Below are 14,815 nucleotides of genomic sequence, written 5' to 3'. Positions count from 1 at the left end.
GGAAAATATGCTTATTTATCATTAGCATCCCTCTAATTACCTTTCCATGGCGCCTGCAGGGCTGAAAATCCTATCAGGTCTATGTTCAACATCATGTAAATGAATCTGTGTGAAACGTCTTAATTCAGATGGTTGGCCGTGAAAAACCGCACACCATCCTGTGTTTCCTCCTGCGCAATGCCGTAAATTTGCGCCTGTTCGAGCACGCGGGCTGCCCAGCGACGATGGGTCGCAGGTTCACACATCGCGCCCTGAGATTTAAAGACCGCCTGACTGGAGTTCAGAATGCGCAGCGCATCGGCGTGATCGGCAGACGTGACCATCAGCGCACGTTCGATTTTGGCGATCTGATTCGGATGAATAGCCGTTTTGCCCACCAGCCCGTGGGCCATATCCAGCGCCAGCTCTTTTTCCATTACGTCGTGATCGTCAATGTGCTCACACACCGGAGAGGTCAGGGCGAAATCACGCGAGCCAAACACTGCGACCAGCATTTTGATCACATAACCCATCGGGCTGTCATAGAGCGTGAGGTTGCGTGGACGGCGCAAAGAAATCACGTTCATCAGATCATTACCGCCGATGCGCAGCGCGATAATACGGGAATGACACGGATGCTCCAGCAGCGCTGTCGCGAGCTTGCGCATTTGCATCACGTCAAACACATCTTCGGTTTCCAGCGTCGGCATCATGCACAGGTGCGTGTTTTTCATGATGTCCCACCAGACCGGCAGCGATTCCAGCGTGAACTTTGGTAATACCAGCCCGTCAGCAGGGGTGAGATCTGCCGTGGCGGTGAGAAACTTACCCATCTCAGGGTCCCGCGGACGGATAAATACCAGCGGCCAGTCAGCGCCCAGACCGGCGTCCTTTGCGGATTTCAGCTCGACCAAAACCTGACGAAGATTTTGCAATGCCGCAGGCACGTCTGCGTCACTGACCGCATCTTCCAGACAGATCACGATAGAACGTAATCCGTCGATTTCATTATTCAGAATGCTGCCCGCAATATCGTTACGGGTGGCGGGCATGTAAAGCGTGGCGCCCAGCCGGTAGGGAGATAGTCTCTTTGTCATCAGTGAACCTTTTTGATAATGGTGACGGCGCGGTACTGGCCGATGCGGTCACCGACTTCAGTGATGGTGATGTTTTTTTCACGTGCCAGATAGACCAGCAGCGCAACGTCCGGATCGTTCACGGATCGCACCAGAACGTGTTCCGGCACGCGGCGCAGCACGGCGCGCGTGGCCTCGGCAATACCCGGTTTGATCCGGTTGATGCTTGAAATGTCGTATTCTGCGGCGAGGGACGAAATCACCTGTTCGCTCTGGGTTTTCAGATGCACGTAATCTTGGGGTAGCCACTGGCTGGAAGGGATAGCGCCGAGATCCAGTGAATTGCGACAATCTGCCACGGTATCGACCAGCAGGCGGCTGCATTCGAACTGGCTCAGATGATCGCACTTCACGCAGCCATGCAGCCCAGTAGATGACCAGATCGAGCGTGAAATCAGCCCGGAAACCGGTGCGCCCATGATGCCAAACGGGATTAGCCAGTCGTCGTCGCTGGCGGAAAGCCAGGAAACGCCGCACGGATCGGCCAATACCACCAGTCGCGGATCCTGCGGATAACCGCTGCGGGAGGCGAGCGAGCGGCGCAGTTCGCCAGTGATCGCACCTTTGCCGGTCCAGCCATCGACAAACACGATGCCTTCGGTGCCGTGTTGCGTTTCAATCCAGTCCATCGCTGTTTCGTCGATGCCACGGTCACGGATTATGCTTACGCCGTAATGGTGAGACTGTTTACCCATTGCCCGCAGGGTTTGCTGCAACATGACACCCAGCGGCACACCGGCACGCACCAGACTGACCAGCACCACCGGCGTATCGCCAAACCGGGCGACCAGCGCTTTGGCCAGCATCACCACTTCTTTCGCCAGGCGAACCGCGCCCTGATCCAGTGCGCGGGAAAATAAGTCCAGATGCCACGCAGTTGGCTCCGGTTCCTGACTCAGCATCTCGGAATAATGTTTTTCACCGGACTGAATCAGCCGTTCTTTTTGATCAACCGGCGTCATTTCCATTTCCACCGGCGTTAACAGAAAATGCACGTCTTCCGGCAGATATGAGCCGGAAAAAGGAGTAAAAGGCTGCATATTATTTCTCCCCGAAGATGTGCTGGCTGATCTTCTCAGCGAACTGGCTCTGTTGCGGCATGCCAAACCAGTTACAGAGTTTCATAAACCGATGGTCGCTCAGACTGTCACCCAGCCCGATGACCGGGAACACACCGCGTTCTTCCCGCAATTTTTTCAGCAGGAACTGCGTCGCCAGACCTTTTTCGACCGGCGTCGGCAGCCACGCAATGTTGTTGCTGTTGCGGTGAATGTAAAAACCTTCCGTCGGGAACGTGGCTTCGATCTCGTCGCCGATGGCGTAGAGTTCTTCGAGGCGCGTGCTGTCAGTGTGCTTCATCACCAGATACACCGGCGTGTCGCCGTATTCGTAATTAATGCGCGCCCAGCCGCTGATCTTGCGCTCTTCCATCAGTTCGGTGATGCCCTGTTGCATAGAGATCAGGCGCTCACGGTAGGCCGCCAGACTGTCCAGCATATGCGCTTTCCACTCTTCATCCGGTTCACCCTGCGGGGTGAGGATCACTGCGCCATGGGTGGCAATCGCCCATGAGCTGAACGGAATGGTCACCCGGCCAATTTCTTCCGTGCCGCGTGCGGTGACCGGGATAAAATCAGCATGTTCAAGCAGCCAGTCCACCAGCATGGATTGTTCTTCGGTCATGAAGCTGCGCGCGGACATTGAACGATCCAACGCGCCCGGACGGAACGGCTCAAGCGCCAGTTCATCGACCATCTTACGGCGCGTCTGAAACAGCGTATCGTCCAGATCGGAAAAAACCACCGGCTTATTCATACAGACTCACCTTCATAAACCACTACCTCAACGGTATTTGCCACTTTTTTCAGGGCATCGAGCAGGGCAGGATCCACACTGTCCGCAGGCGTTTCCACACACAACAGAATGCGGTCGAAACGCTGATGCGCCACGTTATAGACAAAGTTTGGAATGCCGAGCCCGTAGTTGTCCGTAAAAGCAATAGCAGATTGGATGGCATAACCGGTAGAAATCGGTGAGCGGGTCGTGCAGCTGAATTTCACGTCAGCCCCCGACTTTTCAAGGCGCTCCGCCAGCAGCAGCGGTTCCCAGACGAATTCACCCGAACCGAGCACCAGCACTTTTTCGCCAGCAGCAGCGGTGATCGCTTTACCCAGATCGCGCGCAGGAATCGCCATCCCCAGGCGGCCCCAGCTCTGTTTGCCGGTGATGGCGACGCTGCCGGTGGCGGTGACGTTAACGGCGGGCATGACCGGAACCGGCGCATCCGGTCTCTTTTCCCAGTGCCAGTCGCCTTGCACCAGAGAAACCGGCGTGACCGGCAGAGGGCAATTGGCCTCAATGGCGTTGCCGCTCCAGTCGGTCAGCGTGACGGTCACCACGCGTTCAAGCTGCGAAAGCCCGGCGTCAGCACGCAAGGCTTTCAGCAGATTAATGAAAGTATTACCGGTGGTGGCTTCGTCGTCGATCAGTACCAGACTTTTTGCATCCTGCACCAGGGCGCGAAGGACCGGATCTGCCGGGTGATAAAGCAGGTGATCCGTCGCGTGGCTATGATTTTCTTTAAATTCGCACAGCAGATCGCCCGCCACCGGATGGCGCGTTGAAGTCAGATAGACAGAGTTTTTATAACGGCTCAAGGCTTCATCATAGACGCCTGCACCTAGTCCCACCGCCGTTTCCGCCAGGCCGACAAATAACACCGGCTCGGGTAAATCCGCTGGAATTTGCAGGGCAAGCTGACGATAGGCAGAGCGCATCACGGAGGGGGCGATCGGAATATGCCGCCCGAGCACTTTGCTGACGAATAAAAACGCGCGCTTAGGATTGCGGCGCTCGGCGATATCAAACAAAGCGTCCAGCGAATGCTGTCCGCCGGTCGGGGTCACGGTCAGCGTACCGCCGGAAAGCTCACGGCGATAAACAGCGTTGGGGATAATCATGTGTTTCCTTGTCCTGAAGACAGGTTGTCGAGCGTGGTGTTGTAAGGGATCACATCTGTCATTGACCTTACAACGGCCTGTGAGAAATTCCCGGTTGCCGCGATCATGGCCTGAGCTTCTGACATCAGACCGAGCTTACGGGCGGCAAAAAGGCCGGGAAGATTGACGCCGCTGTGGCGGGTATAACCGATGCCGCCGCTTGGGCGCATGTTAATTTCCAGCAAGACCGGCTCGCCGTGATCGTTATTGCGGGTTTGCACATTCACCAGACCGTCGGCCTGCATCACTTCGGCACACATTTTGCCCAGTTCATATGCCGGGCCAGACTGTTCGAGATATTGCAGTGCCCCTTCTTTACGACGGGCTACGGCCGCGATGACTTTTCCGCGCTCGACCACCATATCGACAGAGTATTCCGGACCGGGCAGATAAGGCATTAACACTAGCGGTTCAAACGTTTCCATCTGTTCTACCGCATGCAGATACATCTCCGGACGCACTTTGCGGCTGTCCGGATGGGTGAAAGCCGCCATGTGGCTGACGTTGTCATCAAATCGCCAGAATCCCATGCCATAAATACCCACAACGGGTTTCACGCACAGCATAGTGGTACCGGACAGGGATTCGGAGCTGGTGTTATTGGCAAGCTGTGCCCGTAATTCTTCGGCTGATTCAATGCGGATGGACGGCACAACCGGCAGGCCGTGTTGCTGCATCGTGCTGGCGAAATCCACTTTATCGTCGGCCAGTTCAAACATGGCGTTGCTGACCGCGCCAGTGGTGAGGGTGACGCCAGAAGCGACAATTTCCGCACGGTGCGTTTCAAACCACTGACAGTTGCGGCCGGTGTGGATGGCGTTAACACCGTACTGTGCGACGGTTGACGTAATAAACGCCAGGCGGTCTTCATCCTCTGCGGGTTCAATGAGCGCGATATCTGCCAGAGAAAGAATTTCATTTCTGTGAAAACGATGTGAGGCAATGACGGTGACATCTTTATTTTCGAATTTAAAAAAGTCTTTGATGCCCAAAATAATGTCGCGCTGTGACGACAGACCTTCCATTAACCAAATTACGTGACTCATCGGCGTATATATTCCAGAAATGAAGAGGGGAAGAAGAACTCTCTGAGAGTCTATGTAGGGATTTTCAACATGTCAATCATAACATGATTAATATGACTATGTTGTAAAATTGTGTTTTTTAGACAGGCGTTGTTGCTGGTGAATCGTCAAAAAACGTAAATTATCAAAAAATAAATATTTAATTTCAATGCATTATCTTTTGTTAAGCAAATTAGGGGTAAATTGTGGGTTGTGCAACTACTTCGTCATGATATGATTTTTAAGTACATGGAATTCTGATGCAAAAAAATAATGATTTAACCTATCTCTGAAGGAATATCTAATGGTTTCATTAAGCAAGAACCAAACTGTTTCACTCAGCAAACAAACGTCTTCGTTAAATCAACTCCAGTTCGGGTTGGGTTGGGATCCTTTGAAAAAGAAAAAGGGATTCCTGGGTGGTCTTTTAGGGGGCGGCGGTAACGATTCAATTGATTTAGACGCAGGATGCGTGTTGTTAGACCGCGCAGGTCAGACCATCGATACCATCTGGTTCCGCAAACTGAAATCAAGCTGCGGCTCCGTTGTCCATATGGGCGACAACCTGACCGGTGAAGGCGATGGCGACGATGAAGTGATCACCGTTGATCTGACCCGCCTGCCAGCACAGGTAGAATATCTGGCGTTCACCGTGAACAGTTTCCGCGGTCAGACCTTCAACGAAGTCGACAACGCATTTTGCCGTGTGGTGGATCAATCCCGTAAAGAACTCGCCCGTTATCAGCTGACGGAGCAGGGCTCGCACACTGGCATCATTATTGCTTCGCTTGCGCGCAACAACGGCGAATGGGATTTCACCGCACACGGTAAGGCCTCAACCGGCCGCACTATTGACGACATGCATTCCGATATCGTGGCTACGGTGGTGCGCTAATGACTATGACGCCGGGAGGCAATGCCTCCATTCCTTCACAGGTTCTGACGGTGCGCGTGCTTTCTGGCGTCCCGGTCGATGCTTCTTCCTTCAGACTTTATGCCACAGGCAAAGTGAAGGGCGATCCGGACATGGTGTTTTACGGCCAACCCGTCAATGACGATGCATCTGTAAAACTCACCGGCGCGGGCACCGATACTGCGTTTACCGTGGACATTAATCGCCTGCGTCCTGACGTCGAAAAGCTGGCTTTCACAGCCACCTGCGACGGCAACATGACGCTTTCGGGCCTGAAACGTCTGACGATTCAGGTTGAGCAGAACGGCAGCGTGCTGCTGACCGGCGATGTCGATGTTAACGGACGTCAGGAAGCTGCACTGATTCTGGGTGAAATCTACCGCCGCAATGCAGAGTGGAAATTCCGCTTTATTGCGCAGGGATTCAACGGTGGCCTGAAACCGCTGGCCGAGCATTTTGGTGTGGATATTTCAGATGCGCCCGCTCCGGCACCTGCTCCGGCCCCAACGCCTGAGCCTGCTAAAATTAGCCTGAGCAAAGTATCGCTGACCAAAGAAAAACCGACCATCAGTCTGGCGAAGCGGGACAACTTTGGTGAAATTAAAATTAACCTCAACTGGAATCAGGAAAGTAACACCGGTTCCGGCGGTGGGATGTTCGGCGGCATGTTCAACAAATCGAAAGGCATTGACCTGGATTTAGGCGCATTTGTTGAATTGCAGGATGGCACTAAAGGCGTGATCCAGGCACTCGGTAACACTTTTGGCCGCCTGAACGCTGAGCCGTTTGTTCAGTTGCAGGGCGATGATCGTACAGGTCAGGTTCGCGACGGCGAGTGGTTGCACATCAATGGCCGCGAGTGGAAAAAAATCCGCGAAGTCCTGATTTACGCTTTCATCTACGAAGGTGTGGCGAGCTGGGATAAAACCGACGGCGTGGTCACGATGCACATTCCTGAACAACCGCCGATTGAAACGCGCTTAACCGAGGGATCGAACCGCCACAATATGTGTGCGATCGCCCGCCTGGTGAACGAAAACGGGACGATCAAAGTAGAGCGTCTGAACCAGTTTTACAGCGGCCATAAAGATATGGATAACGCGCTCGGCTGGGGCTTTCGCTGGTCAGCTGGTTCCAAATAGTAGTGATACTCAACATAATTTTAATAATCCGAGGGCAGAAAAAATGAGTTTCTTCGACAAAGTGAAAGGCGCATTCAACAGTGGTCGTGACGAGCTCACCAAACAGGTTGGCCGTTTCAAAAACAAAAAATTCATGCAGGGTACGGTGGCCGTGTGCGCACGCATCGCCGTCTCCAGCAATGGCGTGAGCTCTGAAGAAAAGCAAAAAATGATCGGCTTCCTTCAGGCCTCTCCTGAACTGAAAGTGTTCGAAACCAAAGAAGTGATCGCGTTCTTCAACGAACTGGTCACCAGCTTCAGCTTCGATTACGAAATCGGTAAAGGCGAAACCATGAAATACATACTGGCGCTGAAAAGCCAGCCAGAAGCAGCACAGCTGGCGGTTCGCGTCGGTATCGCCGTGGCGAAAAGCGATGGTGACTTCGATCAGGACGAGCAAACCGCAGTCCGCGAAATTGCTCTGGCATTAGGTTTCACCCCGGCCGAATTCGGTCTTTAATTTTAACACTCTGGCTTAAGGGCTATTTATGGTATCCACGCATATCGGTTTCCCGGCTGAAACCGTCACGGTATTTGTTGTTCTGGCGCTCGGTGCGATCTTCATCGACCTGTTCATGCATCGTCATGACAAGCCGATTTCGCTGAAAAGTGCTGCGCTCTGGACGGTCTTCTGGATCGTCGTGGCGATGGCATTTGCCGGTTTCCTCTACATTCATCATGGCTCTGAAGTGGCCAGCCTGTTCATCACCGGTTATGCGCTGGAGAAAGTCCTGTCGGTTGATAACCTGTTTGTCATGATGGCTATCTTCTCGTGGTTTGCCGTACCGGATAACCTGCGCCACCGCGTGCTTTACTGGGGCGTGATCGGGGCGATTGTCTTCCGTGGTATCTTCGTTGCCATCGGTGCGAGCCTGTTAACGCTGGGGCCGTGGGTCGAGATTGTCTTTGCAGTCGTCGTATTGTGGACGGCAGTGATGATGCTCAAAAGCGGCGGGGATGATGACGAGATCGAAGATTATTCTCAGCACATCGCATACCGTATGGTGAAACGCTTCTTCCCAATCTGGCCGAAACTGAAAGGACACGCCTTCCTGTTAAGCCAGAAAGAAGTCGACGCAGAACTGGCAAAACCTGAGAACAAAGACATTAAAGTCGGCCGCGTAGGGAAAGCCGCGCTATACGCCACACCGCTGATGCTGTGTCTGGCCGTGGTGGAGTTGTCCGACGTCATGTTCGCATTTGACTCCGTTCCTGCGGTTATCGCCGTAAGCCGTGAACCGCTGATCGTTTACAGCGCCATGATGTTCGCCATCCTTGGTCTGCGTACGATGTACTTCGTACTGGAAGCGCTGAAACAGTACCTGGCGCACCTTGAGAAAGCGGTTATCGTGCTGCTGTTCTTCATCGGTGTGAAACTGGGTCTTAACGCAACTGACCATCTGTGGCATCACGGTTACAATATTTCTGCTAACGCAAGTCTGTTTGTTGTTCTGGGCGTGCTGGCAGTGGGGATCATTGTCAGCATATTGTTCCCTGGAAAACCTGATACAGAGGAAGGCAAACAGGGCTAAGCCCTTGCCTTCCCCCTTGAAAATTAACGTTAACTATAGAGGCTATTATTATGGGCGTTTCACTCTCTAAAGGCGGTAATGTTTCTTTAAGCAAAGAAGCACCAACAATGAAAAATGTGCTGATCGGTTTGGGTTGGGATGCCCGCTCAACTGACGGCCAGGATTTCGACCTTGATGCTTCTGCATTCCTGCTGACCAGCGCAGGCAAAGTGCGCGGTGACGCAGACTTCATCTTCTACAACAACCTGAAATCTACCGACGGTTCAGTCCTGCACACCGGCGACAACCGCACCGGTGAAGGCGATGGCGATGATGAAGCACTGAAAATCAAACTGGATCAGATCCCAGCTGAAGTCGATAAAATCGTCTTCGTGGTCACCATCCATGATGCGACCGTGCGACGTCAAAGTTTCGGCCAGGTTTCTGGCGCATTCATCCGTTTGGTGAATGACGACAACCATCAGGAAGTGGCGCGTTACGATCTGACAGAAGATGCCTCCACCGAAACGGCGATGCTGTTTGGTGAGCTGTATCGTCATAACACCGAGTGGAAATTCCGCGCGGTGGGTCAGGGTTATGCGGGCGGCCTGAGTTCTGTGTGCGCACAGTACGGCATCAACGCTTCGTAATTGAGCAAGTTTTTGGCAACCCGGCAGGCGGCATTTCGCTGCCTGCTGTAATGAACATCACGTATTACAGGAGTTTTAAATGGCAGTTTCTCTGATTAAAGGCGGCAACGTATCCTTAACTAAAGAAGCCCCAACCATGAATGTGGCCATGGTCGGTCTCGGCTGGGATGCACGCGTAACAGATGGCGCAGAGTTTGACCTCGACGCTTCAGTGTTCATGGTCGGTGATGACGGTAAAGTCATTTCTGACGCGAGCTTCATCTTCTTCAACAATAAAACCAGCACCTGCGGTTCCGTGACTCACATGGGTGACAACCGTACCGGCGCAGGTGAAGGTGATGATGAGCAGGTCAAAATCGATCTGTCCAAAATCCCTGCTGAAGTCAAAAAACTGGTCTTCGCCGTAACGATCTACGATGCAGAAGCTCGTAAGCAAAACTTCGGTATGGTCAGCAACAGCTTCATGCGTGTATTCAACAACGATAACGGCACCGAAATCGCCCGTTTCGACCTGTCTGAAGATGCGTCCACTGAGACGGCCATGGTGTTTGGCGAGTTGTATCGCAACAACACAGAATGGAAATTCAAAGCCGTCGGTCAGGGCTTCGCAGGCGGCCTGTCCGCACTGGCCTCTCAGCATGGCGTGAACATCTAAATCACGCGTAAGTCTGACAGCCCCGCTGGTTACACCGCGGGGCTTTTTTTATCAATTTCTACTCTGGTTTTTATATTAATTAATAAGTAACGCTCTGGAGTGTTGGCGATACATTGACATTTCTTGTTATTTTAAAAAAACTAACATTTTAGTTACGCGCATTGGATGTATTTCATAATGAAATGGGTAATGAATATTTTGCGTGAAATTAAAACGTATAACCCAACCCTACACGGAAACGCGTCTGGCGTTCATCGGTGGTGCTTCGCACTGAAACATTCCCGACTTCTACAAAGGGTGACCAGGGGCCGATGAGATATGCAGTTCTGAAATTATATTCGTAGTTATATTTACTGTTGTTGTAGAGGTCATACTTATCGGCTTTTTTATAGATCCCCTCCACTGTCCAGTCGAAGTTATTCCATTTATATCCTGCCCAGACATCCATACGATTTACCGTGTCATCATCGCGCGAGTCGGAAGATCGGCGGGTGTATTCAAACCGGTAACGGGCGCCCACCCACCATGCCTGATTGATTGTCCAGATAGAACGTAAATAGGGCTTGTAGGTTGAATAACCGCTACCCGTCTCCAGCACGAAACCGGGTTGCCAGGCCACTGCGCCACTGTTGAACTGGTAATTGACTGTGTACTCATTGCCCTGAACCTCAAGGTCATTGAACGCTTTGTTGGTGTCATCACCGCCTGATTTAGAAATTGCTTCAACAGCAAAACCGAAGCCGTTACTAAAGCGATTGGAGATATACACACGGTCATAGTTTGCTTTACTGTCATCAAGATATTCATGACGCACATCCATATATACCGCATGTGCATTTGTGGCTGCCAGAGAGAATAAAAAAATAAGATATTTTTTCATGTCAAATCCATTTTAATAATTACAAACAAAAGGTGCTTAAAGTGGGTGTGCACGAAAATAGCCTTATTGAAAAGGCGTTTCAATAATTTAATTTTGTTTTTATATAAAGTTGAATGCTGGTCACAAGTGCAGAAGAAGTTTAATTTTGAGTGATAATACCAGAGGTTTATAAAGAGTCTGAAACTGTGAAACAAGAAAGGATAGTCTTCATTTAAGTGCCACTCAGTGAATTTAATTGTCATTATTATGAAGGTAATTTAATTAAAACTGGGGAAGGTAATGGAGACGGTGCGGTGGAAAAAATGAATGAGAAGACGATCATTTTCGCCTTCTCATTAACTCAACTCACTTACTCTGCAATTGCTTAATCCTTGCGATCGGTGGATTTCGCTTTGCCCACGAACCGTGGAAGTGACGCCAGTAGGGTTCCTGCGCCGCAGCCAGCATTTCGTAGTCGCCACGGGTATCGCCCCATGCGCGCAAGTGGTAAGAGGAAAGCGGGCCGTATTCTGCTTCCAGGCGCTCTACTTTCTGGCCGCAGCGGCAGTTGTGGCCGCTGATGCGCCCGGTCAGGACGCCATCTTTCACTTCCAGATTGGTGCCGATTAACCGGATACCCAAACGCTCGGCGAAAGGTTTGAGCACCATCGCCGGGGAGGCTGAGCAGATCGTTACGATAGCACCTGAGTTGACCTGCGTGGCCACTGCGATCAGTCCGGAAGGGCGCATCAGGCGGGTCCAGTAACGTTCGCAAAACTCAGCAGCTTTCTCTTCAATCCATTTGGCTTCAACGCCGGTCATAAAGGTATGGATCAGCACTTCCTTCAGCTCATCGCGGGTCAGCCGGCGGCCAACGCATTTCAGCGTGGGCAAGGCTAAACGTACCATACGACGCGCAAAGACGCGTTTACCAAAGGCAAAGCGCAGGAAGGGGACGAAGCTGTCGTGTTTTGTCAGCGTGCCGTCGAAATCAAAAACGGACAGGGAATTGCCAACGTTTATTACATCATTAACCATCGTTCAATACGCTCCTTCGGTTGTTCCCTGCGAAAAATGCGGGACAACGTAACTCGTTTATAGCGGTAGTGTAATCGCTTTGCGCTTGTTGATCATTGTTGTCTGCTGCTGTGTGAGAGGAGGAACAAAAAAAAGCCCGCCGATTTGCATCAGCGGGCGGGGGTTTTATGGCTTATGTGAAGTAAAAACTTACTTCTCGTCAGGCAGGGCGTAGGCGATCACATAGTCGCCACGCTCAGGAGACTGACGTGCACCGCCGGCGCTGATGATAATGTACTGTTTGCCGGTTTTCGGTGAAACGTAGCTCATCGGGCCAGACTGGCTGCCGACCGGCAGACGAGATTTCCAGATCTCTTTACCGTTAGCGGTATCGAACGCACGCAGATAGAAATCTTGCGTACCGGCGAAGAACAGCAGGCCGGATTGCGTTGACAGGCTCGCGCCCAGCGTTGGCATACCCACTTCCATTGGCATACGCATTTTGATGCCCAGCGGGCCTGTGTCTTTTACCGTACCGACCGGCACCTGCCAGACGATTTTACCGGTTTTCAGGTTAACCGCAGACATCGTACCGAACGGGGGTTTCTGGCAAGGAATGCCCAGCGGAGACAGGAAACGCTCACGCACTGCGCCGAACGGCGTACCGTCCATTGGCACCATTCCCATTTCTATACCACTTGCGCCGGTTGGCACTTTGGCACGCGGAACCATGTAGTTCGCCAGACCCAGACGCATGTCGTTGACGAACATCAGGGCGTTGTTCGGATCAACCGAAACGCTGCCCCAGTTCATACCACCGAGCGATCCCGGGAATTGCAGGGAACGATCGAGGCCCGGAGGCGTATACACGCCTTCGTGACGCATCCCTTTGAATTCGATGCGGCACAGCAGCTGATCCATCGGCGTAGCGCCCCACATATCAGATTCTTTCAGGGTCTGGTTGCCGATGTTCGGCATCCCGACGGAGAAAGGCTGCGTTTTGGAGTAGCGTTCGCCAGGTACATTGCCTTGCGGCACTTCGCGGTTTTCAACTTTCGCGACCGGCTCACCGGTTTCGCGGTTAAGCATGAAGATCATGCCCTGTTTGGAGGTTTGCACCAGTACTGGCGTGCTGCCGCCTTTGTCGTTCGGCAGGTCGTACAGCAGCGGCTGAGACGGCAGGTCGAAATCCCAAAGGTCGTGATGCGTAGTCTGGAAGGTCCAGCGGACTTTACCCGTTGCTACTTCCACTGCGACGATGGAAGAGCTGTATTTGTCGTCCAGTTCGGTGCGTGTGCCGCCGAAGAAGTCCGGCGTTGCGTTGCCGGTTGGCATGTAGATCAGACCCAGTTTTGGATCATACGACATGGCTGACCAGACGTTCGGTGTACCACGGGTGTAAGTCTGACCTTCCGGTGGCAGTTTGGTAATGTTTGGATTGCCCGGATCCCATGCCCAGACCAGTGCGCCGGTGTGGACGTCGAATGCACGTACCACGCCCGGGGGTTCGCCAGTGGAGAAGTTATCCGCCACACGACCGCCGACCACGACGACGTTACCGGCAACCAGCGGCGTAGACGTCTGCTGGTAGTAGCCCGGCTTGACTTCGCCCATGCCGACTTTCAGGTCAACCACGCCGTTATCACCGAAATCAGCGCAAGGCTTGCCGGTATCAGCGTTGATGGCGATCAGGCGCGCATCGATGGTTGGCAGGAACAGACGACGTTCGCAGGTGGCGCTGACTGTACCCCCGGTCGCAGCCGGTGAATGTGGTGCCGCAGGGGGAGTGGAGGACGTTGCTTCTGCGGCGACCGCTGATGCATCAGGCATGGCAGCAGCATCTGCAGCAGGCTGTGCGGCTGGCGCAGCAGAGGCGGTGGCATTCTCGTAATAGCCCAGACCACGGCAACGCTGCCAGTTCGGCGCGGTGGAGTTGGAATCGTAGGACCACAGTTTTTTACCGTCATCGACTGACAGCGCCAGCACTTTGCTGTACGCGGTACAAACGAACAGTTTATCGCCTACCTGTAGCGGTGTGTTCTGGTCTTCAGCGCCGGATCCGTTGCTCTGTGGGATATCGCCGGTATGGGCAATCCAAGCGACCTGAAGTTTATCGATATTGTTTTTATTGATTTGATCCAGTGCAGCGAAACGGTCACCGGCGGTGGTGTTACCCCAGTTTTCCCAGTTTTTCTGTTGTGCACCCGGCGCGACCGGTTTTACCGGTGCCTGATCGTTGTCGGCGCTGATGATTGGCGTCGGCACGAAGGTGTTACCGAAAGCGGCGATCAGCGCAACGGCCAGCACGGCTGCCAGCGAGAAGCTTGGGCCTTTACGGGCAACCCGTCCCGCGCGTGTTTTCAGCAGCGGATATGCCAGCGCGGTCAGGAAGGCCAGAACGCCGAAGGTGAACAGGCGGGAGAATAGCGGCCAGAACGCCAGACCTGCATCCCAGACGGCCCAGATAATTGAAAGCACAAAGGCCACGGCGTAAAGCCATGCCCCCGAAGGCTTGCCTTTGAAGATCAACACGGCTGACACGATCAGCGCCAGACCCATCAACAGGAAGTAAAGGCTTCCTCCCAACGTGGCCAGATACGCGCCGCCGATGCCCAGCGTCAGACCGATGACAACCATCAGCGCGCTCAGTAGCCAGAGGAGCCAGGTCCATTTACTCTTAGTAGTTGGCATGATTTATCTCACTGCACATGTGTTATAGAAATAGATAGTAGAAAAGATGGGTAAAAGAAAGCTGCGCTGAAAAGGGGTAACACCCGATGACCTTTAGCCATAAAATGAACCATACAGAACAATTTCGCGCAAATAGTAATACTTCTCAACGTGGTTGTGA

Annotated in this window: 14 protein-coding genes; 6 read left to right on the top strand and 8 right to left on the bottom strand. The window is 52.8% G+C overall.

The window, feature by feature from the left end; translation table 11 throughout:
• Positions 1-119: 119 nt before the first annotated feature.
• Genes AC0Z7K_RS07095 through AC0Z7K_RS07075 form a run of 5 tightly spaced genes read right to left on the bottom strand, consistent with a single transcriptional unit; the run spans position 120 to position 5,160 of the window.
• The gene (locus AC0Z7K_RS07095; RefSeq protein WP_485613592.1) at positions 120-1,076 is read right to left on the bottom strand and encodes an HpcH/HpaI aldolase/citrate lyase family protein; all 957 of its coding nucleotides are present in this window, start codon (positions 1,074-1,076) and stop codon (positions 120-122) included.
• Positions 1,076-2,155 (bottom strand): cysteine protease StiP family protein, encoded by a 1,080-nt coding sequence (locus AC0Z7K_RS07090; protein WP_485613590.1) that lies wholly within the window; start codon positions 2,153-2,155, stop codon positions 1,076-1,078. The genes AC0Z7K_RS07095 and AC0Z7K_RS07090 overlap by 1 nt, the downstream gene beginning before the upstream one ends.
• Before the next feature lies 1 nt (position 2,156).
• Positions 2,157-2,930: an HAD family hydrolase gene (locus AC0Z7K_RS07085; protein ID WP_485613589.1), complete on the bottom strand. Its 774-nt coding sequence runs from the start codon at positions 2,928-2,930 to the stop codon at positions 2,157-2,159.
• Complete coding sequence (locus AC0Z7K_RS07080) at positions 2,927-4,075, bottom strand: phosphoribosyltransferase domain-containing protein (RefSeq protein ID WP_485613587.1); 1,149 nt, start codon at positions 4,073-4,075, stop codon at positions 2,927-2,929. The genes AC0Z7K_RS07085 and AC0Z7K_RS07080 overlap by 4 nt, the downstream gene beginning before the upstream one ends.
• Entirely contained in the window at positions 4,072-5,160 is a 1,089-nt protein-coding gene (locus AC0Z7K_RS07075; protein WP_485613586.1) for an ATP-grasp domain-containing protein, read from the bottom strand. The genes AC0Z7K_RS07080 and AC0Z7K_RS07075 overlap by 4 nt, the downstream gene beginning before the upstream one ends.
• Before the next feature lie 322 nt (positions 5,161-5,482).
• Here AC0Z7K_RS07075 and AC0Z7K_RS07070 point away from each other — a divergent pair, with 322 nt between their 5' ends.
• From AC0Z7K_RS07070 to AC0Z7K_RS07045, 6 genes are all read left to right on the top strand, one after another.
• On the top strand, positions 5,483-6,073 hold the full coding sequence (locus tag AC0Z7K_RS07070; RefSeq protein WP_413531290.1) for a TerD family protein: 591 nt from the start codon (positions 5,483-5,485) through the stop codon (positions 6,071-6,073).
• Entirely contained in the window at positions 6,073-7,233 is a 1,161-nt protein-coding gene (locus tag AC0Z7K_RS07065) for a TerD family protein (RefSeq protein WP_485613585.1), read from the top strand. The genes AC0Z7K_RS07070 and AC0Z7K_RS07065 overlap by 1 nt, the downstream gene beginning before the upstream one ends.
• A 43-nt stretch (positions 7,234-7,276) precedes the next feature.
• Entirely contained in the window at positions 7,277-7,732 is a 456-nt protein-coding gene (locus AC0Z7K_RS07060) for a tellurite resistance TerB family protein (protein WP_056779881.1), read from the top strand.
• Between the two features lie 28 nt (positions 7,733-7,760).
• The gene (locus AC0Z7K_RS07055; RefSeq protein WP_413531288.1) at positions 7,761-8,804 is read left to right on the top strand and encodes a TerC/Alx family metal homeostasis membrane protein; all 1,044 of its coding nucleotides are present in this window, start codon (positions 7,761-7,763) and stop codon (positions 8,802-8,804) included.
• Between the two features lie 50 nt (positions 8,805-8,854).
• Positions 8,855-9,433, top strand: coding sequence for a TerD family protein (locus AC0Z7K_RS07050; protein WP_112163966.1), 579 nt, complete (start codon positions 8,855-8,857; stop codon positions 9,431-9,433).
• Between the two features lie 79 nt (positions 9,434-9,512).
• Positions 9,513-10,088: a TerD family protein gene (locus AC0Z7K_RS07045; protein ID WP_485613583.1), complete on the top strand. Its 576-nt coding sequence runs from the start codon at positions 9,513-9,515 to the stop codon at positions 10,086-10,088.
• A 208-nt stretch (positions 10,089-10,296) separates the two neighbouring features.
• On the opposite strand, the gene AC0Z7K_RS07040 is transcribed toward AC0Z7K_RS07045, so the two are convergent.
• The 3 genes from AC0Z7K_RS07040 to AC0Z7K_RS07030 form a co-directional block, all read right to left on the bottom strand.
• The gene (locus AC0Z7K_RS07040; RefSeq protein ID WP_485613581.1) at positions 10,297-10,968 is read right to left on the bottom strand and encodes an oligogalacturonate-specific porin KdgM family protein; all 672 of its coding nucleotides are present in this window, start codon (positions 10,966-10,968) and stop codon (positions 10,297-10,299) included.
• A 345-nt stretch (positions 10,969-11,313) separates the two neighbouring features.
• Entirely contained in the window at positions 11,314-11,985 is a 672-nt protein-coding gene (locus AC0Z7K_RS07035) for an HAD family hydrolase (protein ID WP_485613580.1), read from the bottom strand.
• A 189-nt stretch (positions 11,986-12,174) separates the two neighbouring features.
• Entirely contained in the window at positions 12,175-14,655 is a 2,481-nt protein-coding gene (locus AC0Z7K_RS07030; RefSeq protein WP_485613579.1) for a membrane-bound PQQ-dependent dehydrogenase, glucose/quinate/shikimate family, read from the bottom strand.
• Positions 14,656-14,815: the final 160 nt, after the last annotated feature.

It is taken from the genome of Rahnella sp. 1L-D-7-B-C2, from assembly GCF_057290995.1.
Note: the sequence above shows the minus strand (reverse complement) of the source record. Positions and strands in the feature narration are given on the sequence as shown.

Excerpts from the sequence above, each read along its gene's own strand:
- AC0Z7K_RS07055 (WP_413531288.1), top strand. The coding sequence starts at position 7,761 with ATGGTATCCACGCATATCGGTTTCCCGGCTGAAACCGTCACGGTATTT.
- AC0Z7K_RS07045 (WP_485613583.1), top strand. The coding sequence starts at position 9,513 with ATGGCAGTTTCTCTGATTAAAGGCGGCAACGTATCCTTAACTAAAGAA.
- AC0Z7K_RS07060 (WP_056779881.1), top strand. The coding sequence starts at position 7,277 with ATGAGTTTCTTCGACAAAGTGAAAGGCGCATTCAACAGTGGTCGTGAC.
- AC0Z7K_RS07065 (WP_485613585.1), top strand. The coding sequence starts at position 6,073 with ATGACTATGACGCCGGGAGGCAATGCCTCCATTCCTTCACAGGTTCTG.
- AC0Z7K_RS07070 (WP_413531290.1), top strand. The coding sequence starts at position 5,483 with ATGGTTTCATTAAGCAAGAACCAAACTGTTTCACTCAGCAAACAAACG.
- AC0Z7K_RS07090 (WP_485613590.1), bottom strand. The coding sequence starts at position 2,155 with ATGCAGCCTTTTACTCCTTTTTCCGGCTCATATCTGCCGGAAGACGTG.
- AC0Z7K_RS07030 (WP_485613579.1), bottom strand. The coding sequence starts at position 14,655 with ATGCCAACTACTAAGAGTAAATGGACCTGGCTCCTCTGGCTACTGAGC.
- AC0Z7K_RS07095 (WP_485613592.1), bottom strand. The coding sequence starts at position 1,076 with ATGACAAAGAGACTATCTCCCTACCGGCTGGGCGCCACGCTTTACATG.
- AC0Z7K_RS07080 (WP_485613587.1), bottom strand. The coding sequence starts at position 4,075 with ATGATTATCCCCAACGCTGTTTATCGCCGTGAGCTTTCCGGCGGTACG.
- AC0Z7K_RS07075 (WP_485613586.1), bottom strand. The coding sequence starts at position 5,160 with ATGAGTCACGTAATTTGGTTAATGGAAGGTCTGTCGTCACAGCGCGAC.
- AC0Z7K_RS07035 (WP_485613580.1), bottom strand. The coding sequence starts at position 11,985 with ATGGTTAATGATGTAATAAACGTTGGCAATTCCCTGTCCGTTTTTGAT.
- AC0Z7K_RS07085 (WP_485613589.1), bottom strand. The coding sequence starts at position 2,930 with ATGAATAAGCCGGTGGTTTTTTCCGATCTGGACGATACGCTGTTTCAG.
- AC0Z7K_RS07050 (WP_112163966.1), top strand. The coding sequence starts at position 8,855 with ATGGGCGTTTCACTCTCTAAAGGCGGTAATGTTTCTTTAAGCAAAGAA.
- AC0Z7K_RS07040 (WP_485613581.1), bottom strand. The coding sequence starts at position 10,968 with ATGAAAAAATATCTTATTTTTTTATTCTCTCTGGCAGCCACAAATGCA.